The following is a 20,329-nucleotide window of genomic DNA, read 5'->3' on the forward strand; positions in this document are numbered from 1 at the left end:
AAATATTGATATGATATTTATTTACTGAGTTATTGCAATTGATAAAAAAGATCCTTTTAAGAATTTGCATTATAGTAAAGTAGGAAGGTTGCTTTGATGTAAAGTTATAAAAAAAATGTCCCGATTTTCTCGAGACATTTTTTGAATTAATTTAAAAATTAGTTTTCCATATAGGCCTCAATTGGCGCACAAGAACAAACTAAATTTCTATCACCATACGCATCGTCAGCACGACGAACAGTTGGCCAGAATTTATTTTCAGCAATATAATCCAATGGGAAAGCTGCTTGTTCCCGAGTGTACGGGAAGTCCCAAACATCTGTCGTTAGCATGGCTAATGTATGCGGAGAATTTTTCAAAACATTGTTTTTGTCTTCAATAGTTGAAGCTTCAATTTCTTTACGGATTGAAATCATTGCGTCACAAAAACGGTCTAACTCTTCTAAGTTTTCACTTTCTGTAGGTTCAATCATTAAGGTTCCTGCAACTGGGAAAGAAACAGTAGGAGCATGGAAACCATAATCCATCAAACGTTTTGCGATATCCGTAACTTCAATTCCTTTTTGTTTGAAAGGACGACATTCTAAAATCATTTCGTGAGCTGCACGACCCATTTCTCCAGAATACAACGTATCGTAATGACCGTTTAATTTCTCTTTAATGTAGTTCGCGTTTAAAATCGCATATTGAGTAGATTGTTTCAAACCTTCAGCACCCAACATTGAAATGTAACCATACGATATCAAACACACCAAAGCAGAACCCCAAGGAGCTGCAGAAATAGCCGTAATAGCGTTTTCTCCACCTGTTGGAATTACAGGGTTTGTTGGTAAAAATGGCACTAATTGTGGCGCGACGCATATCGGTCCAACACCTGGTCCACCACCACCGTGAGGAATAGCGAATGTTTTGTGTAAGTTCAAGTGACAAACATCAGCACCAATTGTTGCAGGATTTGTTAATCCTACTTGTGCATTCATGTTGGCACCGTCCATATAAACTTGTCCACCGTTGTCGTGGATCAATTGTGTGATTTCTTTGATTGCGCTTTCAAAAACACCGTGAGTTGATGGATACGTTACCATCAAACAAGAAAGATTGGCTGAGTGTAAAATAGCTTTTTCACGTAAATCTTCCACGTCAATATTTCCGTTTTCCAATGTTTTAGTAACTACAACTTTCATTCCCGCCATAGCTGCTGAAGCTGGATTTGTTCCGTGAGCTGATGATGGAATTAAAGCAATGTTTCTATGGTGATCTCCTCGAGACTGGTGGTAGGCACGAATTACCATTAATCCGGCATATTCGCCTTGGGCACCAGAGTTAGGTTGTAAAGTTGTCCCTGCAAAACCGGTAATAACATTTAACTGTTGTTCTAGTTTAGCCAGCATTTCCTGGTATCCTTGCGCTTGATCCAATGGAGCAAATGGGTGAATATTATTCCATTGCGGCATGCTTAAAGGCAACATTTCAGAAGCTGCATTCAGTTTCATAGTACAAGAACCTAATGAAATCATGGAATGATTCAACGCTAAATCTTTTCGTTCCAACATTTTGATGTAACGCATCAAAGCGGTTTCCGAATGGTATTTGTTGAAAACATCATGTTGTAAGAACGTTGATGTTCTGTTTACGCTTTCTGGAAAATGATTGGTTTCCGATAAACTTTCAATTGTAGTTGCCTGAGTCTCTTTTGCGGAAGCGAAAACAGCAATAATCGTATTTAAATCAGCAATACTTGTCGTTTCGTTCAAGGAAATTGAAACTGTATTTTCGTCGATGTAATAAAAGTTGATTTCGTTTTGTTCAGCAATAGCTTTCACTTTTTTGGCATCAGCCTTAACAACAATAGTGTCAAAGAAAGCAGTATTTGTTTGTTGTAAACCTAGTTTTTCTAATTCGTTTGCCAATGTAGCTGCCGAAGCATGTACTTTATTAGCGATATATTGCAAGCCTTTTGGTCCGTGATAAACGGCATACATTCCTGCCATAACGGATAATAAAACTTGCGCAGTACAAATATTTGAAGTGGCTTTGTCTCGTTTAATGTGTTGCTCACGTGTTTGTAATGCCATACGCAGGGCACGATTACCATTCGTATCAACAGTTACACCGATGATTCTTCCCGGCATGCTTCTTTTGTATTCGTCTTTTGTTGCAAAATAAGCAGCATGTGGACCGCCATAACCTAATGGAATTCCGAAACGTTGTGTCGTTCCAAGGACTACTGCAGCGCCCATTTCTCCCGGAGAAGTCAGTTTTGCCAAACTCAAAATATCAGCAGCAACAGCCACTTTTATTTCGTTTGCGGAAGCTTTAGCGATAAAATCGGCATAATCGTGAACTTGTCCAAATTTCCCAGGATATTGAAGTATAGCTCCAAAATAGTCCGTTGAAAAGTCGAAATCTTCGTGGTTTCCAATCACTAATTCCACACCAACTGGCGTAGAACGCGTTTGTAAAACCGATAAAGTTTGTGGTAATATTTCTTCGGAAACGAAGAATTTACAAATATTATTTTTCTTTTGGTCACGAGAACGAACATCGAAAAGTAATGCCATTGCTTCAGCAGCAGCAGTTCCTTCGTCCAATAAAGAAGCGTTTGCGATTTCCATTCCGGTTAATTCGATAACCATAGTTTGGAAATTCAAAATTGCTTCTAAACGACCTTGAGCAATTTCTGCTTGATAAGGTGTATAAGCAGTGTACCATCCTGGGTTTTCAAAAACGTTTCTTTGGATAACCGCAGGAATAATGGCTGCATTGTAACCCAAACCTATATAAGATTGAAAAACTTTATTTTTATTCCCTAATTTTTGAATGTGATTTGCAAATTCATATTCGGTCATTGCCGGATCCAAATCTAAATCAGCTTTTAGACGAATATCACTAGGAATTGTCTCGAAAATCAATTGATCCAGCGTCTCCGCTCCAATGGTTTTCAACATATGTTGTAGGTCGTTTTCTCTTGGACCAATGTGTCTTAAAGCAAAAGCATCTGTTTTCATATAAAAATATAGGTGTTGTTTTTTTAGTGGTGCAAAATTAAGTATTATTAATAATCTAAAAGGTGTTTTAGGTGTCCTTTTTTATCAATTTTTAAACTAAATGGTGTATTTGCTCACAATTGATTAATTTTGTGTCATGAAGATTTTTAAACACCTATTCAATTTTTATATCAATAGCAGTATTCACGTCGGATTGTCGTGTTATGCCCTAGTGCGAATGACACAACACATGTTCCACATTGCTGCGGATGAACCAATAGCTAATTTTGTTTTTTTTGGAACAATTGTAGGATATAATTTCGTAAAATATGATGCTTTGGCCAGAGCCAAAAAATTAAGGATGCGCAAGGAGTTAAAAATCATTGCTGTATTTAGTTTTTTTGCACTTTTTTTGGTTGGTTTTTATTTTTTTCAGCTTCAACGGATTACCCAAATTGTTGCAATCGCTTTTTTGAGTATCACTTTGTTGTATACGCTGCCATTTTTCCCAAATAAAAAAAATGCCAGAAACTGGGCGGGAGTAAAAATCTACATTGTGGCATTGTGTTGGGTAGGAGTGACTTTGGCTTTGCCAATTTTGAATGCGGATGTTTCGATAACACTTGATTTCTATCTAAAATGCATACAGCGATTTATCTTGATTTTTGTATTGGTACTTATTTTTGAAATTATTGATTTGGCAAATGATGACCCACATCTACAAACCGTGCCACAACAAATAGGAGTGAAGCAAACGAAAATATTGGGATTGTTACTTTTGATTCCGTTTTATTTTCTGGAATTGCTGAAAAGTAATTTTGATGCAAATCAATTAATCGTCAACTTGATAATAGTGATTCTGATTGCGTTATTGCTGCTTTTTGCCAATGAAAAACGCTCGAAATACTATACTTCTTTTTGGGTGGAAAGCGTGCCAATTATCTGGTGGTTGATGGTTTTATTTCTTTAAAAAGACTACTATTGGTGAATATATTCACCAAAAATACTATAAATTTGGTGAACGTATTCACCAAAAACACTATAAATTTGGTGAATAGGATATAATTATATTATATTTGTTTAAATTTACAGTTATGATTAGTAGAGATTTAACGCCAATAATAGAGAAGAATTTAGCGAAAGGAAAAATTATTGTATTAATAGGTCCGAGACAAGTTGGTAAAACTACATTGATTAACGCTTTATTAAAGGATATTCCGTTTCTATTTCTTGATGGTGATGATACCGTTGTAGCTGATACTTTAGCAAATGCAAATACCGAAACCTTAAAAAGTATTATTGGAAATTATAAATACGTTTTTATTGATGAGGTACAGCGTATTCCTGCTATTGGTTTAAAACTAAAGATTATTGTTGACCAAATCAAAGATGTGCAAGTGATTGTGAGTGGTTCATCGGCTTTTGATATTAATAATGTTACACAAGAACCATTGACGGGACGCAAATTTGAATACCGTTTGTATCCCATTTCCTGGAATGAATTTGAAGGGAATGTGGGTTACATAAAAGCGCAACAACAATTGGAATTGCGATTGTTATACGGAATGTATCCTGATGTCATCAATAATTTTGGAAATGAATATGAAATTTTAAAAAACCTTGTTTCGAGCTACTTATATAAAGATGTTTTGAGTTTAGCGGGCATCAGGAAATCGGAAGTTTTAGAAAAAATATTACAAGCTTTAGCTTTTCAGGTTGGTAGTGAGGTAAGTTATAATGAAATAGCACAATTAGTTGGTGTAGATAAAAATACGGTTAATACTTATATCGATTTGTTGGAGAAAGCTTTTGTGATTTTCAGATTAAATAGTTTTAGCAAAAACTTGAGAAATGAGATAAAGGCAAACCGAAAAATCTATTTCTACGACAATGGTGTTCGGAATATGTTGATTGGAAATTTTAATTCATTAGACTTTAGACAGGATAAAGGGGCATTGTGGGAAAATTTTTTAGTTTCAGAGCGATTCAAACAGTTGTCCTATTCTCAAAGTTTGTCGAAACCTTACTTTTGGAGAACCATACAACAACAGGAAATAGATTATATTGAAACTAAAGCTGATGAAATGAGTGCTTTTGAATTCAAATGGTCTTCCACTAAAAAAGCGAAGTTGCCTAAATCTTTTCAAGAAGCGTATCAGCCGAGTTTTTTGGTTATAAGTAAGGAAAATTTCAGAGAGTTTTTAAGGTAGTTCGAAATAGTATACTATTTTTTGGTTCGAAAGCGTGCCAAATCTTGCGCGGTTGATGGTTTTATTTTTTAAGTTATTATGGAAAAAGGAAAATGTAAATTGTGTTTAAAAGAGGATGTTAAATTACTTTCAAGGTCTCACATTATACCGAAGTTTCTATTTGAAGATATGAAAGATGAGAATAATTCATTTGTTCAAATTGAACCAAATAAATATGTTAAGGGTAGAACACAACATATAAAAAAACCACGAGATGCTTTTCACGAACCAGATATTTTATGTGAAAAATGTGATGGAATTATTATTAAGAGATATGAAGATTATCTAAAATTGGTTTTTCATTCTACTTCAAACTCAATTTCGAGACCTAAATTTATTAAAAGAATCCCTGACAATAGAGGGTTTAATATTTTATTTATAGAAAATTTAGATTACAAATTATATAAATTAGGTTTTCTATCCATTTTATGGAGAGCTTCAATATCAAAATTGTCTTTTTTTAGATTGGTTAATTTAGGTCCTCACTCAGAAGTGATAAGAAAGATGCTGTTGGAAGGAATGGCATTAGATATAGATGACTATCCCTTTTTTACATCTTTTTTAAATCAAAGAAATGATGAATATCAAATAGTATTACCAATTACAAAATTTAAAATGGAAAAATATACCCATTATAGATTTATAATTAATGGTTTAGATTTAATGTTTATGATAGGAAGTAAAGATTTAAAATTAACCGAAAGTTTATTAAATTATATTCCAAAGCCTAATGGTGAATTACAAGCAATTGAGCATAAAGAGAATTATGGTAAAAAATTATTTCAATCTATTCTTTTAAATTCAAATGATAAAAGACCAAAATATTAAAAATTGGTCTTTCATTAAATATTTCTAAACCAATCCCGCTCTTCTTAACAACGCTTCTGGTTTTGGTTCCTGTCCTCTAAAGCGTTTGTACAAAATCATCGGGTGTTCCGTTCCGCCTTTAGAAAGCACATTTTCCTTGAATTTGGTTGCGACTTCTTTATTGAAAATACCTTTTTCCTGGAAATATTCGAAAGCATCAGCATCCAGCACTTCGGCCCATTTGTAGCTGTAATATCCAGAAGAATAACCACCTTGGAAAATATGGGAAAAAGAAGTACTCATCGCATTTTCTTTTACTTCAGGATACAATTGTGTAGCTGCAAATTGTCCGGTTTCAAAAGCTTTAATGTCTTTGATGTTCGAAGGGTCTTGTGCATGCCATCCCATGTCCAATAATCCAAAACTCAATTGGCGCATCGTTGCCATTCCTTCTTGAAAACTCGCGCTTTCTTTAATTTTATGGACTAATTCCATCGGAATCATTTCGCCAGTTTGATAATGGTATGCGAACAAAGCTAATGCTTCCGGCTCATAACACCAGTTTTCGAGAATCTGACTTGGCAATTCAACAAAATCCCAATACACACTGGTTCCTGATAAACTTGGATATGTCGTGTTGGCTAACATGCCGTGTAACGCATGACCAAATTCATGGAACAAAGTCGTTACTTCGTTAAAAGTTAATAATGAAGGTTTTGTTTCAGTAGGTTTTGTGAAATTACATACAATCGAAATGTGTGGTCTTTCGTTGACTTCTTTTTTGATGTATTGTGATTTAAAAGACGTCATCCAGGCTCCGTTGCGTTTGCCTTTTCTTGGAAAGAAATCAGCATAAAATACGGCAACTAATTGGTCTTCCTCATCTTTTACTTCGTATGTTTTTACTTCTTCATGGTATTTATCCACTTCGAAAATTTCTTCGAAAGTGATTCCATATAATTTTTGCGCAACTGCAAAAGCACCGTCCAAGACTTTTTCTAATTGAAAATACGGTTTTAAAATTTCATCATCCAAATTGAATAATTGCTGTTTCAATTTCTCCGAATAATAAGCGCCATCCCATTTTTCCAGTTGTTCGATTCCGTCTAGCTCTTTTGCGAAAGCGGTTAATTGGGCAAATTCTTTCAAAGCTGCCGGTTTGGCTTTTTCCAATAAGTCGTTCGAAAATGTTTTTACTTTCTCAGGACTTTCTGCCATTCGTTCTTCAAGTACAAAATGAGCGTGCGAGGCGTATCCTAAAACTTGTGCTCTGTCAAAACGCAATTTGGCAATTTTAAGCACAATTTCCTGATTGTCAAATTCGTTGTTTTGAAAACCTTTGGCGCCAAAAGCGATGGCCATTTTCTTGCGCAATTCGCGATTGTCAGCATACGTCACAAAAGGAACATAACTTGGGTAATCCAATGTGAAAATCCAACCTTCTTTTTCTTGGCTTTTAGCCAAAGAACGAGCGGCTTCAATAGTTCCTTCCGGTAAACCGGCTAAATCTGCTTCATTCGTAATGTGCAATTGATAGGCTTGTGTTTCGGCCAAAACATTTTCGCCAAATTGCAAACTCAATTTCGATAATTCTTTGTCTATTTCTCGCAATTGATTCTTTCTGTCTTCTGGCAAATTGGCTCCGTTTCTGGAGAAACTTTTGTATTTTTTGTCTAAAAGCGTTGTTTGCTCTGGATTTAGATTCAGTTTTTCTCGTTGCTCATAAACCGTTTTTACTCGGGCGAATAAATCAGGGTTAAGGTGAACGTCATTTCCAAATTCAGACAATAATGGAGAAACTTCCTGAGCGATTTTTTGAATTTCATCATTCGTTTCTGCTGAATTTAAGTTGAAAAAGATGCTTGAAATTCTGTCCAAAACATCGCCACTGAAAGCCAATGCTTCAATGGTATTTTCGAAAGTTGGTTTTATAGGATTTCTTACAATAGCATCGATTTCGGCTTTTGCCAATTCGATTCCTTTTTGAAAAGCAGGAAGAAAATCTTCGTTCTTTATTTTCGAAAAAGGGGCAGTGTTATATTTTGTATTGAAATGGTGTGTTAGGATACTCATTTGTATTTTTTTAATAAAAATAATTCGATGTTTTAAGATAACAAAGGTATGGATTTATTGAAAAAAATGAGGTTGCTAAAGGAATTGATTTATCCTAAAATGCTAGAATGGTTTGTGTTATTTAAATGTTATTTATTTCGTTTAGCAGTAATAAAGCCTTAAATTGTAAAAAAAAAGATTGGTTTTGGAACAAACGAATCAAATAAATAAATAAAATATGAACTATCAAATTATAATAAAAAGCGCCAATACTGTAGATCAAATCGAGGAATATTGGACCAATGAAGATTATATCAAACTGCTTGAAAAATTCGATTATCCGGATGCTTCAGATGCTGATGCAGCCAGTTTAAGAGAATTGTTGTTTATGGCAATTTCCGATTTTGAACCTAAAGATGCGGCCGTAATTGTATTGGAATACAAATTATCAGAAGATTTAAATGAAGGTCAAATTCAGCAAATTTCAAACGATATGTTTTTAGATAAAGTCTGTGAAGAATATCCTGAAATAGGGTTACATTCGACTTTGTTTCATGTCAATCAATTGCTTTTTAAGGCCTACAACGGTAAATTCCCTAATGCAAAAGCCACAATTCTTGAGTGTAGTATGACAGCATCAGGAGGAGCAAGTGAGTTAACAAAAGAAAATGTTTTGAAATTGTTAAACAACGGTTTGTCTGGGAGTACTCTTATCAAAAGATTGTTTGATCATGCGATGAATGAAAACGCGCCGTTTCCGGAAGCCGAAGATATTTTATGGGATTTGACAACCTCGGATAATGTAAATTATACTTTGACTACCTCCGAATACTGGTTAAATAAAGAAGATATAATTGCTTCGGAATTTGAAGGTGTTCTGGAAGAGTCAGTAAGTGTAGAATAAATGATTCCCTAATTTGAAATAAAAAAAGCTCCGTAATGGAGCTTTCTTTGTTATTTATTAAGGGTTTCGGAGGCAATATTTACTGCTTCTTTCAATCCTGTTTTATATAGTATTATTCGGTCAAGGACACTTTTGTTGTGACTTCCTATGATTTGAGCGGCAAGAATTCCAGCATTTTTTGCTCCATTTAATGCAACAGTTGCTACAGGAACGCCACCCGGCATTTGAAGAATAGACAATATACTATCCCAACCATCGATAGAATTACTGGATTTCACAGGAACGCCAATTACTGGAAGTGGCGACATCGAAGCGACCATTCCAGGTAAATGTGCAGCACCGCCAGCACCGGCAATAATTACCGTAATCCCACGATGGTGAGCGTTTTTACTAAAATCAAATAATTTTTCTGGTGTGCGGTGTGCGGAAACAATGTCAACTTCTGTTTCTATATCAAATGCTTTTAGGATGTCTATCGCTTCTTGCATTACGGGCAAGTCAGAAATGCTTCCCATTATAACGGCTACTTTCATTTTATTATTATTTAAGGATTGAAAAATGTAAGGATTGAAAAATTACCCAGAACTGAATGAAACCAGTCGTAATTTTTGAATCATTAAATTTTTTAATTATTCAATTTAGTACTAATTACCCGAATCGTATTTTTTACGTTTTCAGCTATTCTTCGGGCTTCGTTAATATCTTCATTTACGATGGTAACATGCCCCATTTTTCTAAATGGACGCGTTTGTTTTTTTCCGTAAATGTGTGGCGTAACACCATTCCAACCTAATATTTTTTCGATATTTTCATAAATTACATCTCCAGAAAAACCTTCTGCACCTACTAAATTTACCATAATCCCTGCTACTTTACTGCCCGTATTCCCTAAAGGTAAATTGAGAATGGCACGTAAATGATTTTCAAATTGTGAAGTATAACTGGCTTCAATGGAATAATGACCTGAATTGTGCGGGCGAGGAGCAACTTCGTTAACTAGTATTTCATCATTTTCAGTTTGAAACATTTCAACGGCTAATAAACCAACGTGATTAAACTTTTCGGAAACATTTAATGCAATTGCTCTTGCTTTTTCGGCTACTTTATCATCAATTCGAGCAGGACAAATCACATATTCCACTTGGTTGGCTTCTGGATGGAACTCCATTTCAACCACAGGATAGGTTTTTATTTCGCCCGATGGATTGCGACAAACGATAACTGCCAATTCATTTTTGAATGGAATCATTTCTTCAGCAATGCATTCTACATTGGCTAAATTATCTAAATCTGAAATTTGTCGAATTACTTTAACGCCATTTCCGTCGTATCCAAATTCCGTACATTTCCATATAAATGGTAATTTTAGTTTGGAATCAAGAATGTCAACAATTACACTTTTTAGATTGGGAAATCGCTTGTAATTTGCAGTTGGAATAGTATGTTGTAAGTAAAAATCTTTTTGAATTCCTTTGTTTTGAATAAGTTTCAGTGTTTTAGGAGAAGGATATACTTTTAATCCTTCTTCCTCGAGTTTTACTAAAGCTTCAAGATTAACCAATTCGATTTCAAAAGTCAAAACATCAACTAATTTTCCAAAATTGTAAACGGTTTCAAAATTCATTAAGTCCCCTTTGAAAAATTGGTCGCAGGCTATTTTGCATGGTGCTTCATCACTTGGATCAAGTACATAAGTTTGTATGTCGAATTTTCGGGTGTCAAACAACAGCATTTTGCCGAGTTGCCCACCACCGAGAATTCCCAGTTTAAAATCGGAAGAAAAATAATTCATCGTTGTATAGAAATTTATCTGTAAAATTGATTTTACAAAGATACTTTTAAATGATTAATAATAAAAAGATACGACTTGTAAAATAGTTCTATAGGTATTTCAATATTAAAGGATGTTATCTTCTCACAATTACTTTTTTAGAAAAATTCCCATTGGTGGTCTCGATTTTTAAATTATAAAACCCTGTGGATAGATTTTCGACATTAATTGAAAACTGATTGCTGTTTAAAGGATTTTTATATTTTCCAATAAATTTTCCGTCTATTGAATAAATGGAAACCGAATAAATCTCATTGTTATTTGGTGCATTAATAGTGATGAGTTCTGAAGTTGGATTTGGATAAACGAGAACTTCATAAGTATTTTTGAATTCATTTACGGAAAGTAACTTGTCTGTATAACAGGTAGAATTAACGACGTTTTGAGTTTTTATTAAATCGGCTATTTTATTATTTGAAAATCCAGTATTAGTCGTGTTATTATAAAAAGTCAAATCTAATGTTTGATTGCTTGTTCCAAACCAATCTTGAAGGATAGTACTAAAAACTCTCCTATAATCATGCTGAACAGTTCGAACCTGATAATTATTTGCCAAAACGGCTTCTGATAAATTAATATTTGTCCCTGATATCCCTGGATTTATTGCATTTCCAAAAACAAACATCGGTGCAATTTCACCATGATCAGTACCTAGGCTTGCATTTTCCCCTGCTTTTCTTCCAAATTCTGAAAAAGTTACTGCCATAACATCATTTCCTATGTTTTGATTGTTCAAATCCGTGATGAAAGTATTAATTGCCTCTGATATTTGAGTCAAAAGAGTTGCATGATTGCCTAAATGTGTTGTGTTATTTGCGGCTACTTGCATATCATGAGTATCAAAACCAACTATTTTTACTAAATAAACTTTGGTTTGAAGACCACCAGAAATAAACCGTGCTACTGTTTTCAACTGATTGGATAAACTCGTATTAGGGTAAGTTAACGTATTAGTTCCTGAATTAAAGGAATTTGAAATACTTTGTGCATAAGAATTTGCGGAAGTATCATTGTTAATAATGTATTGAATTAAACTGCCGTATTCTGAATCTGGAATGCTTGATGGTGCTTGTCCTCCTAAACTATTCACCACAGAATAATATCCAGATAAATCTTGGCCACTAATGTTTAAAGACATGCCATGTTCAATTTCTCCATGAAAACCTAATGAATTATCACTACTTCCGAGCTGAATCCCTAAAGGGAAGCTTGAATTTAAAAAATCAGTATAATAATTCTCAAGAAAACGTCCCGTCCATCCACTGTCAAAATTATTATTGGCCATGGCGCCATCTCCTCCAGTTAACCATAAATCAGTTGATTTAAAATGAGATTTGTCTTGGGATGGATAGCCAACACCTTGGATAATTCTCATAAATCCTTTGTCATACAGGTTTTTAAACCCTATTAATGAAGGATGTAGTCCTACTTGATCTGTTAATGCTAAAGTTGAATCCAGATTAATAACGCCATTTGTCATTCCAACATTATTAAGCTTTATGTTCGGTCGTAATGTGGCATATGTATCATATTGATTGATGGGTACAATAGTGTTTAATCCATCATTAGCTCCTGCTAATTGAATTAATACTATCTTTTTTGAACTGGAATCAGGGCAAGTTGTCATGCCTGCTGATTTGAAAAGAGCAAAAACTTCTGTAGGCAACAATGAAAGTGCACTAGCTGTTGAAGTCAATTTAATAAAATTTCTTCTTCTCATGATATTTATTGTTTTAATTATGGAAATAATATTAAAACGTACGAGATTTGGGGTCTCTTAATACCTTGGTCGCTAAATAAATTTTTGAATGATGCCAAAACATTTGAGATTTAAGTTTCCTTAAATATCTTGGTTCCTAAATAAATTTTTGAAATAATATTAAAACATTTGAGATTCGGGAGCTCTTAATATTTTAGTTACTAATAGCTTTAATCGAGATTCAACCACTGTGCTATTATTGGTGCTGATAAAAGTATTCCATGCATCTGTCCAATAATAATCAGAAAGACCCTGTAGGAGGAAAGAATTCATAAAATAGTTAATACGATCGGTGTCTGCTTCTTGGGCGAAAAGGGTATTGCATAACTCAGAAGTTAATACAAAAGGATCTGAAGGATTTGATACAATTCCAGTGTTTTTTAGTACGTCCGGAATATATATTTTGGCGGCGATATTACTATTGCCAGTAATCCTGTTTACTCCGTCAAGTAAGGACTCCCCTAACCTGTATTTTGCGATTAAAGTGGAAGAAGAGATCCAGTTTTTATCAAAATCAGGAGCTTGATAATAGGCTGCATGACCCGCAACATTTTCAGGATTAAATAACCCCATATTTGAACTTGTTAAAAATGTATTATAAGCAAAATTGAACCAAAAAGTACTGTAAAATTCTAATGGCTTCGAAGTAGGATCTGGTATGGTAGCTTGTAAATAAGTACATATTTCGGAGAGTTGTTGAATTGGGGATTTTATAATTCCTCCAATAGTTTCGTCAGTTGCATTACTGTCATCTAAATCATAAAATTGTTGGCTTTCTAATAATTTTCTAATAATTGGAATGATTTCATAACCATTGTCATAGAGTTCTTGTGCTAAGGGAGTTATAATGTCATTTTCAGTTTCGGTTGAAATAGTACTTTTTACAAAATAGGAATATATTTTTCTGCAAATATTTTTGGCTGTAGCTGGTTGGTTAAAAACCATTTCAATGTAATTATCTAATTCGGTATCCATCGAAGCGGTATCACTTGCAGAAGTAATTATTTTGTTGTTAAAAGCACCGCTAAATGTTTTAGAACTGGTGTTGTGATCAGAGAATTGATTGTATCCTTTTGGGATTCCAGTTTCAGAATCAATTATGGAACGATCCGCTTTTCTTTTAAATCCAGTTAATATTCTTGCGGCTTGGACAATATCAGACTCCGTATAATTCGTATAATTTCCAGCGGCTATTTGTACTCCTTTGCCTATGGTGAATAATTCTAGAAATTCACGCGCATAATTTTCATTTGGGGAGCTCTTTATATTAGAATTGTTATTTAAAAAATAAAGCATAGCATTATTGAGCGTCATTTTTTTTGCTAACTTTTTATAGTTCCCATAAGAATAAAATAAAAGTAATCGAATGTAGTCATAAAATTCTGTTGCTGATCCAGATACATCAGTATTTCTTATCACGGTAAAACGGGTTGATAAAAAATGGGAAAGTTTGAATTTTAGAGTCGGACTACTTATAGCATTATACCACCACCATCCAGTTACAATTGTTGCTTTTCTATTTTGATCAAGAAATGTAGTTGCTAAATTTGTAGATTCAGTCCAGTAACCATCGGGTGCTGTTAATGGAAGAGGGTCATAAGGTAGATTAATGGTAAGTGGATTGTCTGCTAATAATAAATCCAAAGCTTCGCTTGGAGTTAATTTAGAATATTGGTCTATCAAGACCTTTGTGTAAACAAAAGTTGCTCTTCGCAATAAATGTTTAGCGTTTTTGATACCTAAAACTGCTGTATTTGGATTTAATGAAGCCATAATTTTACGATTTTCAATATCCTACACTTAAATTTAGGAATAAATAAATTTAATACAATATTTTTTCGATTAACAGATTCTAATAATCGTCTAACTACTTGTTTTTGATTAAATTATATGAATTTCTTAAGGTTTTTAATTTAAATTTTATAGTTGTGTTATTAGGATAATTAGTGCATTCAATCACTCGATTACAAATTAATGCCCATTTATCAATTGTCAAATTCGAATTCTGTATCTTTGCGCATTATTTTAAACACGAAAATAATGATACAACTTCACGATAAACAATTTGTTCCGTTTATTTCTGCGAAAGAAATTGACTTTGCAATCGCAAAAATGGTTGCGCAAATAGAAGATGATTTTGCTGATGAAATACCAGTATTTGTGGGTATCTTGAATGGTTCTTTTATGGTAGTTTCTGATTTTATGAAACTGTATAAAAAACCATGTGAGGTATCTTTCATAAAAATGGCCTCTTACGAAGGAACTTCTTCCACAAACGAAGTAAAACAATTAATAGGACTGAATCAGGATTTGACTGGACGCACCGTTATTATAATAGAAGATATTGTAGATACCGGGAATACTTTGGTAGAGCTGAAAGAATTGTTCAAAAAACAAAATGTAAAACATTTTAAAATAGCAACACTTTTTTTCAAACCGGAAGCATACACAAAGGAAGTAAAAATAGATTACGTTGGAATTCGAATTCCAAATAAGTTTATTGTAGGTTTTGGACTAGATTATGATGGTTTAGGAAGAAATTTACCCGAAGTATATAAATTAAAAGAATAACTACACAACAACATGACTAACATTGTTTTATTTGGAAAACCAGGAGCAGGTAAAGGAACTCAAGCTGAATTTTTAAAAGAAAAATACAAATTAACGCATATCTCCACAGGTGATGTATTTCGTTTTAATTTAAAAAACGACACTGAACTTGGGAAACAAGCAAGAGTATATATGGATGCTGGGGATTTAGTACCAGATGAATTGACCACTAAAATGCTAATTGATGAGGTAAATAAACACCCAGATACTAATGGAATATTGTTTGACGGTTACCCAAGAACAATTTCACAAGCAAAGGATTTAGATGTATTTCTTACTTCAATAGGTTCTCAAGTTGCTGCGACAATTGCGCTTGAAGCCGATGATGAAATCTTAGTGGCCAGATTACTGGAAAGAGGAAAAACAAGTGGTAGAATTGATGATCAAGACGAAGAAAAAATCAGAAATCGCTACCAGGAATACAATGAAAAAACAGCTCCTTTAATGGATTATTATCAGGAGCAAGGGAAATTTCATGCCGTAAATGGAATAGGTTCCATTGCTGAAATTACAGAAAGAGTAAGTAGTGTCATTAATAATTTATAGGAGCAATTCCAGCTGTCCATTACAAGTCCTCGTTAAAAAAACTATTTTTCTAAGTCATAAAAGGAGCTTCCTTTGGTCGCTCTTTTATGACAAGAAAAAGTAGCTTTTTTAACTCCGGGCTTTTCATTACCATCTGGGCTAAAAATCTAGATTACAGATTTCAGAAAGTAAAAATTCAGAAATCAGAATTTAAATAAAAAACGAATCAACTAAAAAATTGGAAATACTAATAATATTTTTTCTAATACTATTAAATGGGGTTTTCTCTATGTCAGAAATCGCATTGATTTCAGCACGAAAAAACAGATTAGAGACCGCAGCAAAAAAAGGAAATAAAAGCGCTAAAATCGCATTAGATTTAGCCAATTCTCCCAATAAGTTTTTGTCAACAGTACAAATAGGAATAACCCTGATAGGGATTCTTACCGGTATTTATAGTGGTGATAAGATAACCAAAGATGTTGAAGCGTTTGTATTTGGATTTGAAATGATAAGACCTTATGCACATTCTGTTGCAGTAGGTATAGTAGTAGTAGTATTGACTTTTTTCTCTTTGGTTCTAGGGGAATTATTACCTAAAAGAATAGGATTGAATCATCCGGAATCGATTGCTAAAGCGGTGGCATTACCCATGAAAGTGGTGTCAATTGTTACGGCTCCATTTATTTGGATGTTGACCACTTCAACTGATTTTTTATTGGATATTTTAAAAATAAAACCAACTGCCGACGGTAAAGTAACCGAAGAAGAGATAAAAGCGATTATCAAAGAAGGTACTGAAGGTGGAGAAGTACAGGAAATTGAACAAGATATTGTGGAGCGTGTTTTTCATATTGGAGACCGAAAAATAAACTCCTTGATGACTCACAGGAAGTCAGTAGTTTTTTTACCTTTGCATTCTGATAAAGAACAGGTTAAGGAATTCATGCTAAAAGAGCTACATTCCATTTACCCTGTTTATGGTGATAATTATGATGATATAGTTGGAGTCGTTAATCTGAAAAATATTTTCGCTCATTTTGAAAATGAAAATTTCAATTTAGCAGATATAATGACTGAAGCTCCTTTTATGATGGAGCAAACTACTGCTTATATAGCCTTAGAAAACTTCAAAAAAACAGGTATACATTATGCATTTGTCTCTGATGAATATGGTGTTTTTCAAGGTGTAATTACTTTGAATGATATTCTGGAAGCCTTGGTAGGAGATGCTTCTGATTTTTATAAAGATGATTTTCAGCTGATTGAAAGAGAAGATGGAAGTTGGCTGGTTGACGGGCATTATTCACTGCATGATTTCTTGACGTATTTTGAATTAGATGAATTAATCAATGATTACGATGTAACCACGGTGAGTGGATTAATAATGACGGAACTCTCTCATATTCCTAAACAAGGAGAAAAATTAATTTGGCAAAAATTTGAGTTGGAAGTCATTGATATGGATGGCGTTAAGATTGATAAAGTAATGGTGAAGGCACTTAAATAATAATAAATAATAGAAATAGAGGACAGGAGGCAGATAGCAGTTTGAATTTTTTTCAATCCGAAATCTGAAATTTGAAATCTGAAATAAAAAAAAATGACTGAAGGGAATTTTGTAGATTACGTTAAAATATATGTTTCTTCCGGAAAAGGAGGAAAAGGCTCTACGCATTTGCATAGAGAAAAATTTATTGAAAAAGGTGGTCCTGATGGTGGTGATGGTGGTCGTGGAGGCCATGTTTTTTTGGTTGGTAACAAAGGGCTATGGACATTGTTTCACCTTAAATTTGCCCGACATATTAAAGCTGGTAACGGTGGAGATGGTAGTGGTGACAGAAGCACAGGTGCTGATGGTGATGATAAATTCATTGAAGTTCCGCTGGGAACAGTTGTAAAAGATAAAGAAACCGGAGAAATATTATTTGAAATTACTGAAGACGGTGAAAAACAAATACTTTCTCGTGGTGGAAAAGGTGGTTTAGGGAACTGGCATTTTAGAAGTTCAACCAATCAAACGCCTAGATATTCTCAACCAGGTTTGCCAGGTGCAGAAATGGATGTTATTCTTGAACTAAAAGTATTAGCAGATGTAGGTTTAGTGGGTTTTCCTAATGCAGGAAAATCAACATTGTTGTCAGTATTGACTTCAGCTAAACCAAAAATTGCTGATTATCCGTTTACTACTCTAAAACCTAATCTTGGAATTGTAGCGTATAGAGATTTTCAATCTTTTGTAATTGCTGATATTCCCGGAATTATTGAAGGTGCCGCCGAAGGGAAAGGTCTTGGACATTATTTCTTGCGACATATTGAACGTAATTCAACTTTATTGTTCTTAGTTCCAGTGGATACGCCAGACATTAAAGCGGAATATGATATTTTGGTAAACGAATTGACAAAATACAATCCAGAAATGCTTGACAAAGAGCGTTTGTTGGTGATTTCAAAATGCGATATGCTCGATGATGAGTTGAAAGCTGAATTGAAAACAGAATTAGACGTTGCTTTCAAAGACATTCCGTATATGTTTATCTCTTCTGTGGCGCAACAAGGTTTGACCGAATTGAAAGACAAGTTATGGAAAATGTTGAATGACTAACATTTTAAAATTTTTATACTAAAGGTGTTCTGAAAAGAGCACCTTTTTTTGCTTTTTATAATTTATTTGATTCCGTTATGATTATAAGTGTCAAATAAAAATTCCAAGGTTTCGGGGATATTATTGGCTTGTATCTTAGGGTATTTTATATAGGAATCAAGCCAGTTTACTATTGTTAAATAAAAATCATCCCCAACATCATAAAGGACAGGAACTCCCATTTTTTTGAGAGCAGCTGCATTGCATTCTTGTTCATAATGCTTGCGAATAGGAATAGAAAGTATTTTTTTTTCTAAATATAATGCCTCAGCAGGTGTTTCAAATCCTCCGCCAGTAATAATTCCTTCACAATTTATGAGACTTTTGTTGAAGTATTCTTGATTAACGGGGAAATAAGTAACGTTTTTTATCGTGTGTTTGGTTTGTACATCATTCAAAAACCAATGAAAAGAGAAGTTGGGTAACTTGTTGAATGCTTTCTCTAAGCAATCTTTTTGAAAAGAAGGTAAATAAACAGTGATATGGCCCTTATTTTTGGGTACGGCATTTATGATGTCATCTTTGATAATTGGAGGACGTATAAAGGAGTCGTATTTGTCAAAATGCAAGCCAATGTATTGAGGAGAAGGTGCATAGTGTTTTAGAATCATTTCTCCCATAATGCTTTTCTTTTCTGGTCTTGGCGTCGATTCCGAAATAAAACTGGCTTGATGTCCAAATTGTACAGAGTGTACTTTTTGTAATTTACAGGCAAGGGAAGTTATTGAATCAAAATCATTAATTACAACATCATAATTTTTTAATGGTAGCGACTTCGCATCGTTGAACATCTGAATCGGTTTAATGTTTTTTGCAATATCCCAATAATTTAAACCACCACATTTACTGTAGTGTAAGCTGCAACCGTCGCTTTTGTACTTTACAGGTAAATCAATATCCAGACTCGCATTGTTTCCGCTCATAAAGAAATCTACAGTTCCAAACTTTTGTAAATAAGGATGTAATTGAATAGCTCTGCTGATATGTCCATTGCCAGTTGCTTGAATAGCATAAAATATTTTCATGTGAATTTATTTAGATTGTATCGAATATAAATTTATAATTAAAAAAATGATAGAATAAATTGTTTGTTAATGATTTGATTTTGAAAGTAATTGTGTGAAATAGTTAGGATAAAATTTTGGTTACAATATCATTGACAATTTTGTCTTCTTTGTTTTCAGGGTCTAAATAGTCGGATTTTTTGTATTGATAAATACGCCACTTTTCTCTTTTGTATTCCAATGCAGTTAGGTTTTCGACCCAATCACCACTGTTTAGATACATAACTTTCCCATGTTCGTTTTCAACTTCCTTCATTTGGGGTTTATGAATATGTCCGCAAACGACATAACTGCATTTTTTTTGGATGGCGATTTCTGCTGCGGTAGTTTCAAAATTAGATACAAACGAAACTGCTTTCTTGACACTGTCTTTAATCATTTTTGAATAACTTCTTTTCTCTTTTCCTAGAAGCACTAAAACCCAATTAATGAAACTGTTGATTAAAATCAATAAATCATATCCTTTTCCACCAAGTTTGGCTAATATTTTAGCATAACCTTTTGTAGAGGAATCAAATACATCTCCATGGAAAATCCACGTTTTCTTCCCGTCTAAATCCAGAATTAATTTATCAGCCAGTTCAAAATTCCCTAAAATAAAATCGGAGTATTTTCTCAAAGCTTCATCATGGTTCCCGGTAATGTAAATAACGCGGGTTCCTTGATTTGACATTTTTATGATTTGTCTCAAGACATTCATGTGTGATGCTGGAAAATAGCTTTTGGTGAAACTCCACATATCGATGATGTCTCCATTTAAAACTAATGTTTGAGGATTTATCGATTTTAAATACTGCAACAACTCTTTTGCGTGGCATCCGTAAGTGCCTAAATGAACATCACTTATAACCACTAGCGGAATCTTTCTTTTTCTTTTCATTTTTAGTTTTTACGAAA

The 20,329-nt window shown here is 33.8% G+C and carries 16 protein-coding genes; 8 read left to right on the forward strand and 8 right to left on the reverse strand.

Annotated features, from left to right (window positions below; translation table 11 throughout):
* Positions 1-158: 158 nt before the first annotated feature.
* Positions 159-3,008 (reverse strand): aminomethyl-transferring glycine dehydrogenase, encoded by a 2,850-nt coding sequence (gcvP, locus tag ACM55I_RS09740; protein ID WP_416846591.1) that lies wholly within the window; start codon positions 3,006-3,008, stop codon positions 159-161.
* Between the two features lie 136 nt (positions 3,009-3,144).
* Here gcvP and ACM55I_RS09745 point away from each other — a divergent pair, with 136 nt between their 5' ends.
* From ACM55I_RS09745 to ACM55I_RS09755, 3 genes are all read left to right on the forward strand, one after another.
* The gene (locus ACM55I_RS09745; RefSeq protein WP_416846593.1) at positions 3,145-3,957 is read left to right on the forward strand and encodes a UbiA prenyltransferase family protein; all 813 of its coding nucleotides are present in this window, start codon (positions 3,145-3,147) and stop codon (positions 3,955-3,957) included.
* A 124-nt stretch (positions 3,958-4,081) separates the two neighbouring features.
* Positions 4,082-5,197, forward strand: coding sequence for an ATP-binding protein (locus ACM55I_RS09750; RefSeq protein ID WP_416846594.1), 1,116 nt, complete (start codon positions 4,082-4,084; stop codon positions 5,195-5,197).
* 78 nt (positions 5,198-5,275) lie between these two features.
* The gene (locus ACM55I_RS09755; RefSeq protein WP_416846595.1) at positions 5,276-6,064 is read left to right on the forward strand and encodes a hypothetical protein; all 789 of its coding nucleotides are present in this window, start codon (positions 5,276-5,278) and stop codon (positions 6,062-6,064) included.
* Between the two features lie 24 nt (positions 6,065-6,088).
* Here ACM55I_RS09755 and ACM55I_RS09760 read toward each other — a convergent pair whose 3' ends face one another.
* Entirely contained in the window at positions 6,089-8,116 is a 2,028-nt protein-coding gene (locus tag ACM55I_RS09760; protein ID WP_416846596.1) for a M3 family metallopeptidase, read from the reverse strand.
* Between the two features lie 217 nt (positions 8,117-8,333).
* On the opposite strand from ACM55I_RS09760, the gene ACM55I_RS09765 reads away from it, so the two are divergent.
* Positions 8,334-8,999: a hypothetical protein gene (locus tag ACM55I_RS09765; protein ID WP_416846598.1), complete on the forward strand. Its 666-nt coding sequence runs from the start codon at positions 8,334-8,336 to the stop codon at positions 8,997-8,999.
* A gap of 50 nt (positions 9,000-9,049) precedes the next feature.
* Here ACM55I_RS09765 and purE read toward each other — a convergent pair whose 3' ends face one another.
* The 4 genes from purE to ACM55I_RS09785 form a co-directional block, all read right to left on the reverse strand.
* Positions 9,050-9,532, reverse strand: a complete 483-nt coding sequence (gene purE / locus ACM55I_RS09770; protein ID WP_416846599.1) for a 5-(carboxyamino)imidazole ribonucleotide mutase — start codon at positions 9,530-9,532, stop codon at positions 9,050-9,052.
* Between the two features lie 92 nt (positions 9,533-9,624).
* Positions 9,625-10,791: a 5-(carboxyamino)imidazole ribonucleotide synthase gene (locus ACM55I_RS09775; RefSeq protein WP_416846600.1), complete on the reverse strand. Its 1,167-nt coding sequence runs from the start codon at positions 10,789-10,791 to the stop codon at positions 9,625-9,627.
* Positions 10,792-10,906: 115 nt separating this feature from the next.
* The gene (locus ACM55I_RS09780) at positions 10,907-12,550 is read right to left on the reverse strand and encodes a DUF1501 domain-containing protein (RefSeq protein ID WP_416846601.1); all 1,644 of its coding nucleotides are present in this window, start codon (positions 12,548-12,550) and stop codon (positions 10,907-10,909) included.
* A gap of 159 nt (positions 12,551-12,709) precedes the next feature.
* Positions 12,710-14,362 carry a DUF1800 domain-containing protein gene (locus tag ACM55I_RS09785; protein WP_416846602.1) on the reverse strand — a complete coding sequence of 551 codons (1,653 nt, stop codon included), beginning with the start codon at positions 14,360-14,362 and terminating at the stop codon, positions 12,710-12,712.
* Positions 14,363-14,629: 267 nt separating this feature from the next.
* On the opposite strand from ACM55I_RS09785, the gene hpt reads away from it, so the two are divergent.
* The 4 genes from hpt to obgE all read left to right on the forward strand — a co-directional run bounded on the left by hpt (position 14,630) and on the right by obgE (position 18,329).
* Complete coding sequence (gene hpt, locus ACM55I_RS09790; RefSeq protein ID WP_416846603.1) at positions 14,630-15,160, forward strand: hypoxanthine phosphoribosyltransferase; 531 nt, start codon at positions 14,630-14,632, stop codon at positions 15,158-15,160.
* A gap of 12 nt (positions 15,161-15,172) precedes the next feature.
* A complete protein-coding gene (locus ACM55I_RS09795) occupies positions 15,173-15,745 on the forward strand; it encodes an adenylate kinase (protein WP_416846604.1) in 573 nt (190 codons plus the stop codon).
* Positions 15,746-15,962: 217 nt separating this feature from the next.
* Entirely contained in the window at positions 15,963-17,234 is a 1,272-nt protein-coding gene (locus tag ACM55I_RS09800) for a hemolysin family protein (RefSeq protein ID WP_416846605.1), read from the forward strand.
* 93 nt (positions 17,235-17,327) lie between these two features.
* Positions 17,328-18,329 carry a GTPase ObgE gene (obgE, locus tag ACM55I_RS09805; protein ID WP_039110239.1) on the forward strand — a complete coding sequence of 334 codons (1,002 nt, stop codon included), beginning with the start codon at positions 17,328-17,330 and terminating at the stop codon, positions 18,327-18,329.
* 62 nt (positions 18,330-18,391) lie between these two features.
* On the opposite strand, the gene ACM55I_RS09810 is transcribed toward obgE, so the two are convergent.
* Positions 18,392-19,393 carry a glycosyltransferase family protein gene (locus ACM55I_RS09810; RefSeq protein ID WP_416846607.1) on the reverse strand — a complete coding sequence of 334 codons (1,002 nt, stop codon included), beginning with the start codon at positions 19,391-19,393 and terminating at the stop codon, positions 18,392-18,394.
* Between the two features lie 103 nt (positions 19,394-19,496).
* Positions 19,497-20,312, reverse strand: coding sequence for a UDP-2,3-diacylglucosamine diphosphatase (locus ACM55I_RS09815; RefSeq protein ID WP_416846608.1), 816 nt, complete (start codon positions 20,310-20,312; stop codon positions 19,497-19,499).
* Between the last annotated feature and the right edge of the window lie 17 nt (positions 20,313-20,329).

It is taken from the genome of Flavobacterium algoris, from assembly GCF_048158525.1.
Classification (GTDB): domain Bacteria; phylum Bacteroidota; class Bacteroidia; order Flavobacteriales; family Flavobacteriaceae; genus Flavobacterium; species Flavobacterium algoris.

What these genes read in the sequence shown, in the direction of transcription:
- gcvP (WP_416846591.1), bottom strand. Translation starts at nt 3,008, where the DNA reads ATGAAAACAGATGCTTTTGCTTTAAGACACATTGGTCCAAGAGAAAAC.
- ACM55I_RS09745 (WP_416846593.1), top strand. Translation starts at nt 3,145, where the DNA reads ATGAAGATTTTTAAACACCTATTCAATTTTTATATCAATAGCAGTATT.
- ACM55I_RS09750 (WP_416846594.1), top strand. Translation starts at nt 4,082, where the DNA reads ATGATTAGTAGAGATTTAACGCCAATAATAGAGAAGAATTTAGCGAAA.
- ACM55I_RS09755 (WP_416846595.1), top strand. Translation starts at nt 5,276, where the DNA reads ATGGAAAAAGGAAAATGTAAATTGTGTTTAAAAGAGGATGTTAAATTA.
- ACM55I_RS09760 (WP_416846596.1), bottom strand. Translation starts at nt 8,116, where the DNA reads ATGAGTATCCTAACACACCATTTCAATACAAAATATAACACTGCCCCT.
- ACM55I_RS09765 (WP_416846598.1), top strand. Translation starts at nt 8,334, where the DNA reads ATGAACTATCAAATTATAATAAAAAGCGCCAATACTGTAGATCAAATC.
- purE (WP_416846599.1), bottom strand. Translation starts at nt 9,532, where the DNA reads ATGAAAGTAGCCGTTATAATGGGAAGCATTTCTGACTTGCCCGTAATG.
- ACM55I_RS09775 (WP_416846600.1), bottom strand. Translation starts at nt 10,791, where the DNA reads ATGAATTATTTTTCTTCCGATTTTAAACTGGGAATTCTCGGTGGTGGG.
- ACM55I_RS09780 (WP_416846601.1), bottom strand. Translation starts at nt 12,550, where the DNA reads ATGAGAAGAAGAAATTTTATTAAATTGACTTCAACAGCTAGTGCACTT.
- ACM55I_RS09785 (WP_416846602.1), bottom strand. Translation starts at nt 14,362, where the DNA reads ATGGCTTCATTAAATCCAAATACAGCAGTTTTAGGTATCAAAAACGCT.
- hpt (WP_416846603.1), top strand. Translation starts at nt 14,630, where the DNA reads ATGATACAACTTCACGATAAACAATTTGTTCCGTTTATTTCTGCGAAA.
- ACM55I_RS09795 (WP_416846604.1), top strand. Translation starts at nt 15,173, where the DNA reads ATGACTAACATTGTTTTATTTGGAAAACCAGGAGCAGGTAAAGGAACT.
- obgE (WP_039110239.1), top strand. Translation starts at nt 17,328, where the DNA reads ATGACTGAAGGGAATTTTGTAGATTACGTTAAAATATATGTTTCTTCC.
- ACM55I_RS09810 (WP_416846607.1), bottom strand. Translation starts at nt 19,393, where the DNA reads ATGAAAATATTTTATGCTATTCAAGCAACTGGCAATGGACATATCAGC.
- ACM55I_RS09815 (WP_416846608.1), bottom strand. Translation starts at nt 20,312, where the DNA reads ATGAAAAGAAAAAGAAAGATTCCGCTAGTGGTTATAAGTGATGTTCAT.